The sequence below is a fragment of the Candidatus Brevundimonas phytovorans genome, from assembly GCA_029203145.1.
GTDB classification, from domain to species: Bacteria; Pseudomonadota; Alphaproteobacteria; order Caulobacterales; family Caulobacteraceae; genus Brevundimonas; species Brevundimonas phytovorans.
Window position 1 is genome coordinate 2,498,954 of sequence record CP119309.1, and the last position, 16,955, is coordinate 2,515,908.

15 protein-coding genes and 2 tRNA genes are annotated in these 16,955 nt (G+C 66.7%); 7 read left to right on the plus strand and 10 right to left on the minus strand.

Features of this window, described 5'->3' with window-relative positions; all coding sequences use genetic code 11:
* Positions 1–19 precede the first annotated feature (19 nt).
* Positions 20–2,068, plus strand: a complete 2,049-nt coding sequence (locus P0Y52_12285; GenBank protein ID WEK57315.1) for a TonB-dependent receptor — start codon at positions 20–22, stop codon at positions 2,066–2,068.
* Positions 2,069–2,210: 142 nt separating this feature from the next.
* Here the strand turns inward: P0Y52_12285 and P0Y52_12290 are convergent, their stop codons facing one another.
* Positions 2,211–3,992, minus strand: a complete 1,782-nt coding sequence (locus P0Y52_12290; protein ID WEK57316.1) for an oligopeptide:H+ symporter — start codon at positions 3,990–3,992, stop codon at positions 2,211–2,213.
* A 228-nt stretch (positions 3,993–4,220) separates the two neighbouring features.
* Between P0Y52_12290 and P0Y52_12295 the strand changes: the two genes are divergently transcribed.
* Positions 4,221–5,387 carry an N-acetyltransferase gene (locus P0Y52_12295; protein WEK57317.1) on the plus strand — a complete coding sequence of 389 codons (1,167 nt, stop codon included), beginning with the start codon at positions 4,221–4,223 and terminating at the stop codon, positions 5,385–5,387.
* Here P0Y52_12295 and mscL read toward each other — a convergent pair.
* The 6 genes from mscL to aroA form a co-directional block, all read right to left on the minus strand.
* On the minus strand, positions 5,384–5,791 hold the full coding sequence (mscL, locus tag P0Y52_12300; GenBank protein ID WEK57318.1) for a large-conductance mechanosensitive channel protein MscL: 408 nt from the start codon (positions 5,789–5,791) through the stop codon (positions 5,384–5,386). The two genes, P0Y52_12295 and mscL, sit on opposite strands and share 4 nt — an antisense overlap.
* A gap of 15 nt (positions 5,792–5,806) precedes the next feature.
* Positions 5,807–6,097: an integration host factor subunit beta gene (locus tag P0Y52_12305; GenBank protein ID WEK57319.1), complete on the minus strand. Its 291-nt coding sequence runs from the start codon at positions 6,095–6,097 to the stop codon at positions 5,807–5,809.
* 212 nt (positions 6,098–6,309) lie between these two features.
* Entirely contained in the window at positions 6,310–8,013 is a 1,704-nt protein-coding gene (rpsA, locus tag P0Y52_12310) for a 30S ribosomal protein S1 (GenBank protein WEK57320.1), read from the minus strand.
* Positions 8,014–8,182: 169 nt separating this feature from the next.
* Positions 8,183–8,833 carry a (d)CMP kinase gene (gene cmk / locus P0Y52_12315; GenBank protein WEK59492.1) on the minus strand — a complete coding sequence of 217 codons (651 nt, stop codon included), beginning with the start codon at positions 8,831–8,833 and terminating at the stop codon, positions 8,183–8,185.
* Positions 8,830–9,117, minus strand: coding sequence for a hypothetical protein (locus P0Y52_12320; GenBank protein WEK57321.1), 288 nt, complete (start codon positions 9,115–9,117; stop codon positions 8,830–8,832). Before P0Y52_12320 ends, cmk begins: the two co-directional genes overlap by 4 nt.
* A complete protein-coding gene (gene aroA / locus P0Y52_12325; protein ID WEK57322.1) occupies positions 9,110–10,438 on the minus strand; it encodes a 3-phosphoshikimate 1-carboxyvinyltransferase in 1,329 nt (442 codons plus the stop codon). The genes P0Y52_12320 and aroA overlap by 8 nt, the downstream gene beginning before the upstream one ends.
* A 129-nt stretch (positions 10,439–10,567) precedes the next feature.
* On the opposite strand from aroA, the gene P0Y52_12330 reads away from it, so the two are divergent.
* The 5 genes from P0Y52_12330 (at position 10,568) to P0Y52_12350 (ending at position 13,048) form a co-directional block, all read left to right on the plus strand.
* The gene (locus tag P0Y52_12330) at positions 10,568–11,035 is read left to right on the plus strand and encodes a TIGR02300 family protein (protein WEK57323.1); all 468 of its coding nucleotides are present in this window, start codon (positions 10,568–10,570) and stop codon (positions 11,033–11,035) included.
* Between the two features lie 125 nt (positions 11,036–11,160).
* A tRNA-Ala gene (locus P0Y52_12335) sits at positions 11,161–11,236 on the plus strand.
* Positions 11,237–11,316: 80 nt separating this feature from the next.
* Positions 11,317–11,392 (plus strand) — tRNA-Ala (locus tag P0Y52_12340).
* A 91-nt stretch (positions 11,393–11,483) separates the two neighbouring features.
* Complete coding sequence (locus P0Y52_12345) at positions 11,484–11,975, plus strand: nuclease (protein WEK57324.1); 492 nt, start codon at positions 11,484–11,486, stop codon at positions 11,973–11,975.
* Between the two features lie 161 nt (positions 11,976–12,136).
* Positions 12,137–13,048: a 2-oxoglutarate and iron-dependent oxygenase domain-containing protein gene (locus tag P0Y52_12350; protein WEK59493.1), complete on the plus strand. Its 912-nt coding sequence runs from the start codon at positions 12,137–12,139 to the stop codon at positions 13,046–13,048.
* A 73-nt stretch (positions 13,049–13,121) separates the two neighbouring features.
* Here P0Y52_12350 and P0Y52_12355 read toward each other — a convergent pair whose 3' ends face one another.
* From P0Y52_12355 to P0Y52_12365, 3 genes are all read right to left on the minus strand, one after another.
* A complete protein-coding gene (locus P0Y52_12355) occupies positions 13,122–15,038 on the minus strand; it encodes a pilus assembly protein (GenBank protein WEK57325.1) in 1,917 nt (638 codons plus the stop codon).
* A gap of 138 nt (positions 15,039–15,176) precedes the next feature.
* Positions 15,177–15,881 carry a monofunctional biosynthetic peptidoglycan transglycosylase gene (gene mtgA, locus P0Y52_12360; GenBank protein WEK57326.1) on the minus strand — a complete coding sequence of 235 codons (705 nt, stop codon included), beginning with the start codon at positions 15,879–15,881 and terminating at the stop codon, positions 15,177–15,179.
* A gap of 40 nt (positions 15,882–15,921) precedes the next feature.
* On the minus strand, positions 15,922–16,887 hold the full coding sequence (locus tag P0Y52_12365) for a WD40 repeat domain-containing protein (GenBank protein ID WEK57327.1): 966 nt from the start codon (positions 16,885–16,887) through the stop codon (positions 15,922–15,924).
* Positions 16,888–16,955: the final 68 nt, after the last annotated feature.

Consider the following 16,955-nt stretch of genomic DNA (forward strand, 5'->3'; position numbering starts at 1 on the left):
CGAGGGAGAGGACGACGACATGACCCAGACCAAGACCATTCTGCTGGCCACCACCGCCGCACTGGCGTTCGCCGCCGCCGCGCCGGCTTTCGCCGAGACCGCGCCGACGGCCCCGCGCCAGACCGCCCAGGCCGGCGATCAAGGGGTCCTGGTCTTCACGCCCGACTTCTTCCAGGACGCCCGCCCGAATACGGCCCTGGACATGGTCAATCGCGTGCCGGGCTTCTCGGTCAACGACGGCGACGGCGCCCGCGGGTTTGAAGGCGCGGTCGGCAACATCCTGATCAACGGCTCGCGTCCAGCCTCCAAGAACGACACCGGCTCCAACGTCCTGGGCCGCACCATCGCCAGCCAGGTCGAGCGCATCGAACTGGTCCGCGGCGGCGCGCCGGGCATCGACATGCAGGGCTATTCGGTCGTCGCCAACGTCATCCTGAAGACCACCTCCAGCCGCGAACACGTGCTGACCGCCAACGCCAGCCTGTTCGAAGGCGGCCAGGACCTGTTCGGCGGTTCCTATCAGTTCACGGCGCGCGAGGGCGATCGGACCTGGGGCGTGACCCTGAGCGACGGCATCTCCTCCAGCGATTCCAACGGCGCCGGCCCGGTCCTGCGCGTCGACGCCAATGGGAACGTCCTTCGCGACGAGCAATATTACAACGACGGCTACGGTGGCGGCAACGCGATCCGCGGCAACTTCTCCACCCCGCTCATGGGCGGCAAGATCGATCTGACGGCGCGCTACGGCATCAATGATTGGCACAACATCAGCCTGCAGACCGCGCCCGACGTCCTGCGCGAAAACCTCTATGACGAAGACGGTCACAGCGGCGAGTTTGGCGTCGTCTACACGCGCCCCCTGTCCGAAAAACTGAAGCTGGAAACCCGCTTCATCCATGAGTTCGGCGACTTCGACAGTGTTTCAACCTCGCGTACCCGCCTTGGCGCGGTGGACAGCCCGGAGCAGTTGTTCAACGCCGACGGAAACTCGTCGGAGACTATCCTGCGCGCCCTGGTCCGCTATGAACGCTCGCCGTCGATGGATTTCGAGGGCGGCGGCGAGATCGCCTACAACATGCTGGAGGTCCAGCAGGCCTATACGGTCGGCGGCGTCGACGTCCCCCTGCCCTCGGCCTCGGTGACGGTCGAGGAGACGCGCGGCGAACTGTTCGGCAAGGCCACCTGGCGCATCAATCCCAAGTGGACGCTGGAAAGCGGCCTGCGCCTGGAATCCTCGACCATCAGCCAGTCGGGCGACGCCTCGCAGGAAAAGAGCTTCTTCTTCGCCAAGCCCCGCGTCCTGGCCACCTGGACCCCCATGGCCAACAGCCAGGTGCGTCTGCGCTTTGAACGCACCGTCGGCCAGCTGGACTTCGGAGACTTCGCCGCCTCGGCCGAGTTCGCTGACGAGAACGTCTTCGGGGGCAATGTGAACCTGTCGCCGGAATCGCGCTGGGTCAGCGAACTGACCATCGAGAAGCGCTTCTGGGGCGAGGGCATCATCAGCCTGGGCCTGCGCCACGACGAGATCACGGACGTCATCGACGTGATCCCGCTGGACGGCGGCCTGGCGGCGGTCGGCAATATCGGCGACGGCAGCCTGGACCAGTTGGCTGTCAACCTGACCATCCCCACCGACAAGCTGGGTGTCTCGGGCGGCAAGTTCGGCTTCCGCAACACCTGGAACAAGACCGAAGTCACCGATCCGACCACGGGCGAGACGCGTCCCATCTCGAACGTCCGCGCCTCCCAGGCCGTTGTCAGCTTTGAGCAGGACATCACCGCCTGGAAGCTGCAATGGGGCGCCGCCTGGATCCCGCTGCTGGGCCAGAGAGGCTATCAGCCGGATCAGGTCTCGGGCTGGCGCGGCACGGACTATTACGAGCTGTGGGCCGAGTACAAGCCGACCCCGACCCTGTCGATCCGCGGTCAGGTCAACATCTGGAACGACTTCGACGTCACCCGCACCGTCTTTGCCGACCGCGACACCCGGCCGGTCGAGTTCGTGGAGACCCGCCTGATCGACCCCCGCACCTTCTGGCAGGTCCGCGTGCGCAAGACCTTCTAGAGCTTCAACAGCAAGAACCCGCGCCCTTCCGTCCCCCCAATGACGTCGGAAGGGACAGCGCGGGCCTCCCCGACCAACTGAAAAGGGCGGCGCCTCCTGCGAGACGCCGCCCTTCTTCTTTGGCTCAAAGGCTGTCAGGCGATCAGTGGACGCCCGCCATGCCCTTCTTCAGCAGCGGCGACAGCACCAGCAGCACCACGCCGACGACGACGCCGGTCCAGCCGATGGTGCCGAAGATCGAACCATAGGTCTGCAGCGCCAGCTCGGGGCTGGTGACGACGCCTGCGACTGTGTCGGTCGAGGTCGCCTGGGCGATGAAGCCGGCGGCGATGTGGGCCACCGAGCTGGACAGGAACCAGACGCCCATCATCAGACCCACGACGCGATCCACCGACAGCTTGGTGATCATCGACAGGCCCACCGGCGACAGGCAGAGCTCGCCCAGCGTGTGCAGGAAGTAGGTCAGGAACAGGAACAGCAGCGGCACGCGGAAGTCCAGGTTGGCCTGGGTCGCCGAGGCCCAGGTCAGCAGCAGGAAGCCGGCGCCGACCAGAACCAGGGCGAAGGAGAACTTGACCGGGGTCGAGGGCTCCAGGTTGCGCTTGCCCAGCCAGACCCACAGGGCGGCGATGATCGGGCCGCCGATGACGATGATGCCCGGGTTGAACATCTGGGTCATGGGCGCATTGAACCACGACGGCATGGCCGTGGACTGATCCGCAAACAGGGTCAGCGACGAGCCGGCCTGTTCGAACAGGGCCCAGAACAGGACCGAGAAGAAGATCAGGGTCAGGGCGACCAGCATCCGCGAGCGCTCGGTGCCGCGCAGCTTGAACAGGACATAGCCGACCACGGAGGCGAAGATGACGCCGGCGAGCCAGGGCAGGGCCGTCTCGATGATGTGGTGACGCTGCATCAGCAGCCAGACCGGGAAGACCGTGACCAGGCCGCCGATCCAGAAGATGGCCTCGAACGGCAGGCCGAAGACCTTGCGGGTCTTGAGCATTTCCGGCTGCGGCGGGCCGCCGCGGCCTTCCAGCCAGCTCTGGCCGAGGATGAAGGTGATCAGACCCAGGGTCATGCCGATGCCGGCCAGACCGAAGCCGTAGGCCCAGCCATACTTGATGCCGAGGTAGGAACAGGCCGCCGTGGCCAGAACCGAACCCAGGTTGATGCCGACGTAGAAGATGGTGAAGCCGCCGTCGCGACGGGGATCGTTTTCTTCGTACAGGGCGCCGACGACCGTGGAGATATTGGCCTTCAGGAAGCCCACGCCGACGATGATCAGCGACAGGGCGAAGAAGAGGACCGGCTCGCCAAAGCCGAGGTCCCGCACGGTTTCCAGCTTGTAGCCGTCCGTGGCGGTGAAGGCCGGGAAGCCGCCCGCCGCCGGAGCCACGGCCGGGGCCGCCGCATCCGCCGCCATCGCCGCCGCCGGCTCGGCGCCGACCTTGGAAATGCCTTCAGGCGAGATGGTGATCTGGGTCCGCTCGTCGCCGTTGACGGCGAAGATGGTGCGGTTCTGATCGCGGCCCTCGACCTGAAGTTCATAGGTGGTGGCGCCGATGGTCAGGTTTTCACGCCCGCCCGTGCCCTCGAAGGCCATCATGAAGTGACCGGCGACCAGCAGGACGGCGCCGATGATGACCGCCTTGCGCGAGCCCAGATACTTGTCGGCGATCATGCCGCCGACAACCGGCATCAGATAGACCAGGGCCGCATAGGCGGCGTAGATGCCTTGCGCCTCTTTCGGACCGAACAGGAAGTGCTGGGTCAGGTAGAGGACCAGCAGGGCCCGCATGCCGTAGTAGGAAAAGCGTTCCCACATCTCTGTAAGGAACAGGACCACCAGCCCCCGCGGGTGTCCCAGAAACGTCTTGCGAGGCGCCGCCGACAGCGCGCCCCCCCCATCCGTCGTGCTCAACGGCGTTCTCCCAAATGCTGCGCCCTGACTGGCGCATTAAGGCCGCAGAAACAGCACGGCGAGGCCATGCGGACAAGCGTTAACGCCGCGACTCGTCACCGCAATGACGCATTTTACATCTCAGCCCTTACGCCTGTGGGTTGTTTTTTCGACAAAAGCCCCGCTTCGCGCAACCTGAAGCTAGACCATGCCGTTACCCTGTTGAGTTCAAAAAGAGGTCTGACGCGCATGACGGTCCGCCGCTTTCTTCCCGCCGACGTCGCCGAGGTGAACCGGCTGCACCGTGACGTCTGGTGGCCCGAGCGGTCGCATGAGGGATGGCGCTGGCTGGAGCAGAACCCGGCGCGACGGGCGCTCGATGCGCCGGCGGGCTGGGTGATCGAGGGGGCGGACGGTCGGCCGGGGGCCTTTCTGGGCAACTTCATCCAGCGCTTCTGGTCGGGCGAGCGCCCTCTTTACGGGGCCACGGGCTTCTCGGTCATCGTGCCGTCAGACCACAGAGGGCGCAGCCGTGAGCTGATGGGAACCTTCGTTGCACAGCCCGGCTGCTTCGCCCGATACACCCTGAACGCCAACGCCCGCTCCAGCCCGCTCTACAAGCGCTTCGGCATGCAGGCCTGGCCCGCGCGGACGCATGACCTGAAACTGTCGTGGATCGTCAACCCGGCGGCCTGCCTCTACAGTCGGGGACTGCGGGCCCTGGTGGCGCGCGAGCCGCGCGCGGCGCGCTGGCTGGGGGAGCAGCTGATGCCGGCGCGCACGGCGCGGGCCGTCGATCCGACGGGGTTGCCGGAGGGGGTGACGGTCCTGGACGACCTGTCCGACACCTCGGCCTACGCCGGCTTCTGGACAGCCTTGCGCGATCAGGGGCGCATCGTGGGGGATCGTAGTCCAGCCCTGCTGCGCTGGCGTCTTTCCGACCCCGACCTGACTACGCGGCCGCTGCATCTGGTGCGGCGCCAGGGCGGCGATATCACCGGCCATGCGCTGGCCCTTCTGGGCAAGGGCAATACGATCGAGCCGCCGACGCTGGAGATTCTGGATCTGGAGGCGCTGGATCGCGACCGGGCGGCGATTCCGGCCCTGGTCGGCGCCCTGTTGAGGCTGGCGCCCGCCCTCGGCGCCGCCAAGGTGCGATTGCCGGTGGTCACAGAGGCCGTCCTGCATGATCTGGGCGATCTGGGGCGTCGCGCCCGGCGCGAGGGCGGCTGGGGCCACTGTCATGTCGCCTTTGAGAGCGCGCTCGAGGAGACCGGCGACTGGCGCCCCACCCCGTTTGACGGCGACTATTCCTTCTGCACCCGCCCCCTGCCCGCGCCCGCCGTCCCGGCCGTCCGGCGGCGGGTCCGGGACAAGGCGAGCCCGAGCGGCTCGAAAGCCGGCGCCCTGGGTTAGGGGCGGGCCTTAAGCTCGTCGCGGATTTCCGCCAGCAGGGCCTCGGTGGGCGTCGGGGCGGCGGCGGCTTCGGGCGCCTGTTCGCGACGCATCTTGTTGATGCCCTTGACCAGCAGGAAGACCACGAAGGCCACGATCAGGAACTGGATCAGGGTGTTGATGAAGGCGCCGTACTGGATGGCCACCTTCTCGATCGCCGGGGTGGCGGGGTTTTCGGGCACCAGCACCCATTCCAGCTTGGAAAAGTCCACCTTGCCCAGCAGCAGGCCGATGGGCGGCATGATGACCTGATCGACCAGGCTGGTGACGATCTTGCCGAACGAGGCGCCGATGATGACGCCGACCGCCAGGTCGACGACGTTGCCGCGGGCGGCGAATTCACGAAACTCGGTCAGCAGGCTCATGGCTCAGTCTTTCGTTCAGGCGTCGCCGGAAGCGTTCAGGCGTTCGCGAAGTTCCTTGCCGCTCTTGAAAAAGGGCACGGCCTTGGCGGGCACTTCCACCGTATCGCCGGTGCGGGGATTGCGTCCGACGCGCGCCGGGCGGCTGCGCACCGAAAAGGCGCCGAAGCCCCGCAGTTCGACCCGTCCGCCGTCGGACAGAGCCTCGGTCATCTGACCCAGGATGACGTTGACGACCCGCTCCACCTCGGCGTGGGTCAGGTGGATGTTCTCGGCCGCCAGCTTCTCGATCAGTTCAGACTTGATCATTCAGGCCCCCGCCCGTGGCTGTTTCAGATGCAGTCGCTTCCGCTCAGGTCCGCACCCTAACCGTCTGACGCCACAGGAAGAAAGGGGTCTCGTCGGATTAGGAACGATTCTCTCGGGCTAGCCTCGCCATTGGTGAGGGTTCTTGCCCGAGGCGCAAGAAAAAAGGCGGCTGGATTGCTCCAGCCGCCCCATTTTCTGGTCGATTTGGACGATTAGTCCTTCGAACCGGCCTTCTCGCGAAGCGCGGCGCCCAGGATGTCTCCCAGCGAAGCGCCCGAGTCCGACGAACCGAACTGTTCGATGGCCTCGGCCTCGTCCTTCATTTCCAGCGCCTTGACCGACACCGAGACGCGGCGCGTGGCCTTGTCGATGCCCGTGATCATGGCGTCGATACGATCGCCGACGGCGAAGCGTTCCGGACGTTGCTCGTTGCGGTCGCGCGACAGGTCCGACTTGCGGACGAAGGCCGTGACCGGCGCGTCGTCTTCGCCGAACTTGACTTCGATGCCGCCGGTTTCGATCGACGTCACGGTGACGGTGATCTGCTGGCCACGCTTGTAGACGTCGCCTTCCATCGGATCGCCGCCGAGCTGCTTGACGCCCAGCGAGACGCGTTCCTTCTCGATGTCGACGTCCAGCACCTTGGCCTTGATCGTTTCACCCTTGCGGTAACGCTGGATGGCTTCTTCGCCCGACACGTTCCAGTCCAGGTCCGACAGGTGGACCATGCCGTCGATGTCGTTGTCCAGGCCGACGAACAGACCGAACTCGGTGGCGTTCTTGACTTCGCCTTCGACGGTCGAACCGATCGGGTGAGCCTCGACGAAGGCTTCCCACGGGTTGTTCTGAGCCTGCTTCAGGCCCAGCGAGATGCGGCGCTTGGCGCTGTCGACGTCCAGGACGATGACTTCCACTTCCTGCGAGGTGGAGACGATCTTGCCCGGGTGGACGTTCTTCTTGGTCCAGGACATTTCCGAGACGTGGACCAGGCCTTCGACGCCGGCTTCCAGCTCAACGAACGCACCGTAGTCGGTGATGTTCGTGATGCGGCCCGTGTACTTGGCGTTGACCGGGTACTTGGCTTCGACGCCGTCCCACGGGTCCGACTGCAGCTGCTTCATGCCGAGGCTGATGCGCTGGGTGTCCGGGTTGATCTTGACGATCTGGACCTTGACGGTGTCGCCGACGGCCAGGACCTGCGACGGATGCGAGACGCGCTTCCACGACATGTCGGTGACGTGCAGCAGGCCGTCGATGCCGCCCAGGTCGACGAACGCGCCGTAGTCGGTGATGTTCTTGACGACGCCTTCGCGGACTTCACCCTCTTGCAGCTGGCCGACCAGCTCCGTGCGCTGTTCGGCGCGGGCTTCTTCCAGGATGGCGCGACGCGAGACGACGATGTTGCCGCGCGGACGGTCCATTTTCAGGATGGCGAAGGGCTGTTCCTTGCCCATCAGCGGGCCGACGTCGCGCACCGGGCGGATGTCGACTTGGCTGCCGGGCAGGAAGGCCGAGGCGCCGCCCAGGTCGACGGTGAAGCCGCCCTTGACGCGACCGACGATGGCGCCGTTGACCGGCTGACCTTCGGCGAAGACGACTTCCAGACGGGTCCAGGCTTCTTCGCGGCGAGCCTTGTCGCGGCTGATGACGGCTTCACCCAGGGCGTTTTCGACGCGCTCCAGGTAGACTTCGACGTTGTCGCCGACCTTCGGGATGACGGCGCCTTCGCCGATGCCGAATTCGCGGGCCGGGATACGACCTTCGGTCTTCAGACCGACGTCGATGATCAGGATGTCTTTTTCGATGCCGACGACGCGGCCGTGGACGACTTGGCCTTCGCCGAGGTCGCGGCCCTGAAGGGTTTCGTCGAGCAGCGCAGCGAAATCGTCACGCGAGGGATTGTGGGTGTCGGTCATATAGCTCTGGGGTTATGGCGCGCGACCGGATGGCCCCACGCGGGTGGATAAACTTGGAAAGGGAAAATCAGGTCGTCAGGACGCGAGGCCGGCGCAAGGGGCGCAAACAAAGAAAGCCAGAACGTCCGCGGCAGCCGAGGTCAGGAGCGTTGGATTTGTCCGACGAGGATTAAACCCCAGCCCGGACGCGCGCCGCCTCGACGATACGGCGGGCCGCATCGAAGGCCGCTTCTATACCCAGATCGGTCGTGTCCAGCAAGACCGCGTCGTCGGCCTGGACCATCGGCGCGGAATCCCGACCGGAATCGCGCTCGTCGCGACGGCGGATGTCCTCCAGCATGTCGGCGAAGGCGATGTCCTGCCCCCGCGCCGTCAGCTGCTTCCAGCGCCGCTCGGCCCGGACCTCGGGCGTGGCGGTGACATAGAGCTTGGCTGTGGCGTCAGGCGCGATGACCGTGCCGATGTCGCGGCCGTCCAGAACGGCGCCGCCGGGCTGGCGGGCGAAGTCCTGTTGCAGTTTCAGCAGGGCGGCGCGGACCCCCGGATGGCTGGCGACCCGGCTGGCCGCCTCGCCCGCGTCGCGCTCGGTCAGGCGCTGATTGTCCGACAGGCCCGTAATATCCAGCGACAGGGCCGCCGCCTCGGCCGCTGCGGCGTCATCCAGATCCTGACCGGCGTCCAGCACCGCCAGACCGACGGCGCGATACAGCAGGCCGGTGTCCAGATGCGGCAGGACGTAGTGCGTCGCCAGACGGGTGGCGATGGTGCCCTTGCCGGATGCGGCGGGGCCGTCGACGGCGATGACGAGCGCTTGGGTCAGGAGATTGTCTTTCTAGTCACATCACGAAGGGCGATCAGCAGGCAGAAGACGGCGAAACCGCCGCCGACCAGCACCGAGACCCCGTAAAAACCGCTCAGGCCCCAGAAGACAAGCGGCTTGTCGCTGAGCGCGACGTCCGGCCCCTTGCCGTGCAGCAGGATTCCCACCTGCCAACTACGCCAAAGGAAGCGCGCGCCCTCCAGGCTGCACCAGCCGACAAAGGCGGCGGCGAGGACGAACTGAAGCCAGGACCAGAGCCCGGACTTCTTTCGGGCTTCAGCCACGCTCTTCGCCAATGTCCGCGCCCAGGCCCTTCATCATCTCGACGAAGCCGGGGAAGCTGGTGGCGATCATTTCCGGGTCCAGCACCGAGACGGGCTGTTCGGCGGCCAGGCCGAGGATCAGGTGGCTCATGGCGATGCGGTGATCATGGGCGGTGGCGACGGTCGCGCGGCCCTTGACCGGACCACCGGTGACGATGAAGCCCTCGGCCTCTTCCTCCACCGCGACGCCGCAGGCGCTCAGGCCGGCGACCATCAGGGCGATCCGGTCGCTTTCCTTGACCCGCATCTCGCCGATGCCGCGCATGACGGTGCGGCCCTCGGCATAGGCGGCGACCGCCGACAGGATCGGGTATTCGTCAATCATAGAGGCGGCGCGGTCTTCCGGCACCGTCACGCCCTTAAGCGCGGAGTAGCGGGCGGTGATGTCGCCGACGTCCTCGCCCCCGCTGGTGCGGCGATTGGAGATGGTCAGGTCAGCGCCCATCTCGATCCAGGTGTCGAACAGGCCGGTGCGCTGCGGATTCAGCATGACGCCCTCGACCGTGATTTCCGAACCGGGAACGATCAGCGCCGCCGCCAGGGGGAAGGCCGCCGAGGACGGATCGCCCGGCACGGCCACGGCGGTTCCGGCCAGTTTCTGTCCGCCCTTGAGGCGAATGCGCCAGCCCTCGCCCTCTTCGGCGACGTCCACCGTCGCGCCAAAGGCGCGCAGCATCCGCTCGGTGTGGTCGCGGCTCTTTTCCGGCTCGACCACGACGGTCTCACCCGCTGCGTTCAGCCCGGCCAGCAAGATAGCCGACTTGATCTGGGCCGAGGCCACCGTCTGCACGTATTCGATACCCTTCAGGCCGCCGCCGTGCAGGGTCAGGGGCACGCGATCCTCGGCGCCGTTCCAGTCGAAACGCGCGCCCATGTCGGCCAGAGGCCCGGTGACGCGCTTCATCGGCCGTTTGCGCAGCGAGGCGTCGCCGTCAAAAGTCGCGCTCAACTCATAACCGGCGGCGGCGCCCATCAGCAGGCGCACGCCGGTGCCGGCGTTGCCGCAGTCGATGACGGACGCCGGCGTCTTGAACCCGCCCTGCCCCGTCACCCGCCAGCGCCCCTCGCCCAGCCGCTCGACCGTGCCGCCGAAGGCCTCGACGGCCCGCGCCGTGGCCAGGATGTCGTCGCCTTCCAGCAGGCCCTCGATCTCGGTCACGCCCTCGGCCATGCCGCCGAAGATCAGCGAGCGATGCGACATGGACTTGTCGCCGGGCGCTCTCACGCGGCCGTTCAATGGCGCAGAGACAGGACGCGCAGTCAGGGTCGAAGGGGCAGTCACCTGGCCAAAAACTCCGCTTGTTCAGGAAACGCCGCGCTCGGCGAAGAAGAAGGCTTTTGACAGCGGCCCCCTTGGGTGGCAAGGGAGCCGGCCTAATTCCGAAATTCAACTCCTGCCGAAGGTAATCCCGTGGCCAAACCCGAACTGGGCCAAAAGCAGGTCTGCCCGAACTGCCAGGCCAAATTCTACGACCTGACCCGTCGCCCGGCGCACTGCCCCAAGTGCGACACCGAGTTCGACCCGCTTGAAGAAGCCATGCGCAACCGTCGCGTTCGCGGCCGCACCGGCCCGGGCTTCGCCGCCGACGACGAGGCCGAGGATCAAGTCGCCGACAAGGCGAAGGACGCCGAAGACGAGGACGAGGAATCCGAGCCCTCGACCCCCGAAATCGACGAGGAAGGCCATGAGCCGATCCTGACCCCCGACGACGACGACGACGCTGAACCCAGCGCCGACGACGCCGGCATGGGCTCGTCGGACGGCGACGACGACGACGCCCTGGGCGACGACGACGATGACTCGGTGCCCTTCATCGAAGACGAAGACGACGACAATCTCGACGACGAGATCGTCAAGCCGTCGCGCGACGACGATTGATACCAACGGTCGGAAAAATAAGCGGAAAAAAAGTTGCCAGGGCGGCTTGATCTCTCAAAGGCCCTGACATAGTTTCCGCCCCTCGCTGGCGACCACAATCTCCGGCGAGGCCGACCGAAAGGTTCGGGGCTTTAGCTCAGTTGGTAGAGCGCTTGCATGGCATGCAAGAGGTCAGCGGTTCGACTCCGCTAAGCTCCACCATCGAAGGCCCTGCGGACATCCCGCGGGGCCTTCGTCCATTCTACCCCGGTCCGCCGGAACATACCCAAGCCGTCAGGCGCGGGGCTTTAGCTCAGTTGGTAGAGCGCTTGCATGGCATGCAAGAGGTCAGCGGTTCGACTCCGCTAAGCTCCACCATCAAAGGCCTCGCGGAACCCCCGCGGGGCCTTTGTCCATTCCGGCGTCGGTGACGCTGCATTAACCGGCGCCGCCTAGTCCCGGCGTCAGTATGCGTTTCCAGACCTTCGCCGCCGCCCTTGTCCTGATCCTGCTCCTCGCCGGTTGGCTGTCGCTGGACGACGACCGCGCCGCAAAGAGCCTCTCGGACACGCCCGCCCCATCTCTGACCGCCCCTCCCCTGACCGCCGTGCGGGCCGACGCGGACCTGTCGTGCCGCGTCGCCGCTGTCCATGACGGCGACACCCTGAGGTGTCAGGACGGCGCCCGGATCCGGCTGCACGCCGTCGCGGCGCGCGAGACGGACGAGACCTGTGCGCCCGGCCATCCCTGCCCCGCCGCCTCGGCCGCCGCCGCCACCCGCGCCCTGAAACGCCTGACCGAGGGCCGCGACCTGGCCTGCCGCACCACCGGCCGCAGCTATGACCGGGTCACCGCCATCTGCTGGACGCCGGACGGAACCGAGGTGAACTGCGCCATGATCCGCAGCGGCACGACCGTGGTCTGGCCCCGCTACAACCGCCAGACTCCGCTTTGCGCCTGAGACATCCGGGGCCCAACGGCGCCGGACTGCCTTTTTCCGGCGATAGGGGGTATGGAACGCTCCATATCCCCCTTTCAGAGGCACTATCGCACGTGAGCTCCACGCTGACCGCTTCCTCCGCCGAGGACCAGACCAAGACCCGCGCCATCGTCCCCGTGTCGATGCAGGGCTATGACGCCGACTTCCAGGCCTTCGCCGACGCCCTGGGCGCCTCCTTCTCGCGCTACGGCTTCGCCGTCATCGCCGATCATGGCCTGGACCAGCCGACGATCGACGCCGCCATCGCCGACGCCAAGGCCTTCTTCGCCCTGCCGGAAGACGTGAAGCGCCAGTACCACCAGCCTGGCACCGGCGGCGCGCGCGGCCTGACCCCCTTCGGCGTCGAAGCCGCCAAGGGCGCCGCCGCCGTGGACCTGAAGGAGTTCTGGCACGTCGGCCGTGAATTGCCGCAAGGCCATCCCTATCGCCAATACATGCGCGACAACGTCTGGCCGACCGAGATCGAAGGCTTCCAGAGCCACCTCTACGGCATGTTCGAGGCCCTGGACCAACTGGGTCGCAAGATCCTCAAGGCCATCGCCCGCTACATGCAGCTGGGCGACGACTATTTCGAGGACAAGGTCGAGCTGGGCAACAGCGTCCTGCGCATGCTGCACTATCCGCCGGTCCCGGCCGACGCCCCCGGCGTGCGCGCGGGCGCCCACGAGGACATCAACGTCATCACCCTGCTGCTGGGCGCCGAAGAGGCCGGGCTGCAGCTCAAGGACGCCGACGGCGAATGGCTGGACATCGCCCCGCCGCCCGGCGCCCTGGTGGTCAACATCGGCGACATGCTGCAGCGCCTGACCAACCACGTCCTGCCGTCGACGACGCACCGCGTGGTCAACCCCGCGCCCGAGCGCCGCGGCTTCGCCCGCTACTCGACGCCCTTCTTCCTGCACTTCAACCCGGACTTCCCGATCGAGACCCTGCCCTCGACCATCACCCCGGAAAACCCGGACCGCTACGCCGGCAAGACCATCCTGGCCGAGGACTTCCTGATGGAACGCCTCAAGGAGATCCGCCTGATCTGACGGATGGGCGCCTCGACGGAATAGAGAAAGGGCCGGCGGAGCGATCCGCCGGCCCTTCTTGTTGTCCGCGCCTCTAGCGAGAGATGCGCAATCGGGTGATGTCCTGACCGATCTCGGCGAAGTTCTTGCTCAGGTCGTCGCCGGTCTGGGGCAGGTAGGCCCGGCCTTCGCCCGAGGCGCAGCTTTTCAGAATGGCCTTGGCGTTGGCGTCTGTGATCTGGAAGCCGACCGTATAGACGATGACCCCGTCATCTTTCATGTTGGTGCACAGCCGGGTCGCCTGGGCGAAAGGATCGCCATTGGTCGCGTTGCAGTCGATATCGCCTGCAGTCACACCCGAGCAATAGGCCACGTTGAACTCGCCGTCGGTCATCAGGATGACGGACTTGATGGTTTCAGCCGGGTTCTTGGCCACCGAGGAAAAGCTCGGCCACAGACCGTTGAAGGTGTCCGACACCGCATACCAGCCCCAGGCCAGTCCGATCTGACCCGCCGTGCCGCCGGACGCCGTCAACCCGTTGATCAGGTCGGTCAGGGTCTTGCGGTTGGAGGTCAGGGGCTGGATCACCGCCGAGGGGCAGTCGCTGGCCTCGTATTTGCGGCCTACGGGATTGCCGGTGGGAGAGGCGTTGGTATAGGCCGCTCCGCCGATCCGTTCGGTGACGCAATTCGAGAGGTCCAACGAAGTCAGCGAACTGGCGTTGCCCCGTCGGAAGATGCGCCATTCGCAGCCGTTCTGGCCGCAGCGCGCCTCGCCGCCGCTTGTATAGGCGCCATAGTTCGCGCCGTTCACGCCGATCGAGAAGCTGTTGGAGGTGACGTGGTCGATCTCGAACGACTTGTTGTTGATCTGGGTCATGCCCTTCACGCCGCTGATGCGAACGGTCGAGGGCCGAGCCTTGTCGCCCGTGTCCGTGGTGACGGCCGACATGCCGTGACCGGCCGAGGTGATCACGACCGAACAGTCCGAGACCAGGCATTTGCGGATCGTGCCGCCGGAATAGCTGCTGCTGTAGCCGCTGGTGCTGACCGCGGACCAGCTGCTGCCGTTGAAGGCCTCCAGCGAGAAGGTGTTGGTCGCCCGCGAGGCGACGCGGTAGGCTCGATCGTTGAGCGCGCTCAGACGCGGCGAGCCGCTGTTGGCGGTGATGCCGCTGATCCACACGAAGTCGCCGTTCTGGAAACCGTGGGCGTTCGAGGTGATGACCACCGGGTTGGCCCGCGTGATCGTGCTGATCGACTTGCTCGATCCCGTCGTCCAGGCCGCGCCGGTGATGGCCGTCGCCCCGATCGGCGCGCCGCGCGCCTCGGTGACGTAGCCGCCCATGTTGACGCTGGTCGAATAGGGCACGATCGCCATGCGGGAGAAGAAGTTCGACTGATCCGTCTGGACGACGATGGTGACCAGTTGCCGGGCCGCCGCCTTCAGCGCCTCAAGCTTGGACTGGGGCGGGCAGTTTTTGGTGCAGTTGTCCATCGAGCCGGTGATGTCGACCACCAGGGCGACCTCCACGTTGCGCGAGGAACGGTCGACCTGGGATGCTGTGCTGACCGGCAGATAGTCGTCCAGCAGCTTGCCATAGGGCGGCAGGACGATGTTGGCGACCAGGACCTTCACGTTCACCTTGGCGTCCGCCACGACCACCTTGTTCACGAGCGAGAAGGTGGCCGTGTCGCCGTTGCCCTCGATGAAGTAGCCGGGCATGTTGGCCTTCAGCGCGGCCATGCCCACCGTGGTGATTTCCTGGTCCGTCGAGGCGGTGGATCGCGCAGCGGCCAGGGCGGCGGCGTCCAGCGCGTCCTGAAGATTGGCCCGGACCTTGGACGCCTGGTGCAGATCGATGGCCCCCAGGGTCATCATCAGCAGGACCGGCAGGGCCAGGCCGAACATCATGGCCACATTGCCGCGCGTGCCCGCGGCGAAGCGCACGGCAAAGCCCCGCGTCGTGCGCGCCAGCCGGTTCAACCCCTTCGTCAGCCTGTTTGTCACCGTATCGGCCCCTGAATTCCGCAGCGGACGCAGGTCCGCATTGCAAAGGAGCGTGACGGGTTTCAGTTAAGGCTTGGCCCTATGCTGACGGTTAACGCCGCCTTAGAGCGAAATCGGCTCTGCCCCGCCGATCAGGCCCTAGCGGTCGACGCAGGCGTCCAGCCCCTGCTCGCGCACCGTGCCCATGGCGGCCTGGATGCGGCTGGCCCGACGGCGGACATAGGGGCTGGGGTCGGCGGCGCGGTAGCGACGCGGGCTGGGCAGGATAGCGGCCAGACGGGCGGCCTCGCGCGTGGTCAGGTTCTCGGCGCTCTTGTGGAACCAGTGCTGAGACGCCGCCTCGGCGCCATAGACGCCCGGCGCCCACTCGGCGACGTTCAGATACATCTCCATGATCCGCCGCTTGCCCCAGACCGCCTCGATCAGGCCGGTGTAGCCGACCTCCAGACCCTTCCTCACCCAGTCGCGACTGGGCCAGAGGAAGACGTTCTTGGCGGTCTGCTGGCTGATGGTCGAGGCGCCGCGCCGCTTGTCCGAGCCGCGCTGCTCGGCCCGCTCATTGGCCGCCATCGCCTTCTGGATGGCCTCGACGTCAAAGCCGTGGTGCTGGCAGAAGCGGGCGTCTTCCGAAGCGATCACCGCCTCGACCAGACGCGGCGAGATATGGTCCAGCGAGCGCCAGCGATAGTCCATGCCGTGGCCCGCCGCCGCCTGCTGGACCATCAGAATAGTGAAGAGCGGCGGCACAAAGCGATGCAGCACCACCCCGCCGACCGGGATCAGGGCCAGGATCAACAGCAGGGTCAGCAGCGGGCGCCGCTTGCGGGTCTTCGCACGGGTCATGGCGTCACTCTGGCTGGCTCAAGCGTCAGCGCAAGCGGGATTAGAGCGAAACCACGCCCGCCTGACCATCTTCGTCGGCCCAGGCGATGCGGGCCGAACCCGCGCTCATGGCCAGGGCGACGATGGGCGCGCCCTTGTCCTTCTTGATGAAGTCCAGCCCCTGCCCCGCCGGATCGGCCCACCAGACGCGACCGTCGTCGAGCCCTGCGGCCAGACGGCCATGCTGTTCGGCGGCGGCGACGTGGGCGATCAGGGTCGTCTCGTCAAAGCCGATCTCGGTCGCCTCGCGCCCCATCGGGCCATTGGCGCCGATGAAGGGCCACAGCACCACGCCCTGCGCGCCCGAGGTGGCCAGCAGCTGACCCTTGGCCATGAAGGCGAAGCTCTTCACCTTGGTCGGATAGCCGCCCATCCGCATGTTCTTCTGATCCTTCAACCGCCAGCCGTGCAGTTGCGCGTCCTGCATGGAGGTGACGACAAAGGCCCCGTCGGGCGAGAAGGCCACCGCCAGGTGCGACCCGGCCCAGGCCAGCTTGACCGGCTGCTGCTGCTCGATGCGCGCGTACCACAGGGCCGCCCCGCCATAGGTGGCGGTGGCGATGCGCCGTCCCTTGGGATCAAAGGCCACGCCCGAGACGGTGCGCTCGTGCTGGAAGTCGCGGCGGAAGGCGGCGTCCTTCACGTCGATCACCGACAGGGTGCGGCCCGCCGAGAAGGCGATCAGGCCCGAGGCCGCCGAGGCGGCGATGGAGTCGATCCACTGGCCCTTGGCGGTCGCCAGCAGCACCGCCTCGCCCTCGCGGCTCCACACCACCTTGCCGTCGTCGCCGCCGGTGACGACGCCCTCGCCCGAGGGGTGAACGGCGGCGCACAGGATGGCGCCGTCATGGACCTCGCTGCGGGCGCCGTTCTCGAACCGCACCGAGCCGTCGCCCAGGGCGAAGATCGCGCCCGTCTTGTCGAACAGGGCGGCGGTGACCTGGGCGTCGAAGGTGAAGGTGGTCATGTCGGCTCACGCAAGCAGAGAAGTCAGACGCGCCTCATAGCGCCCTGCGTCGCGTCTGTCGCGCATCG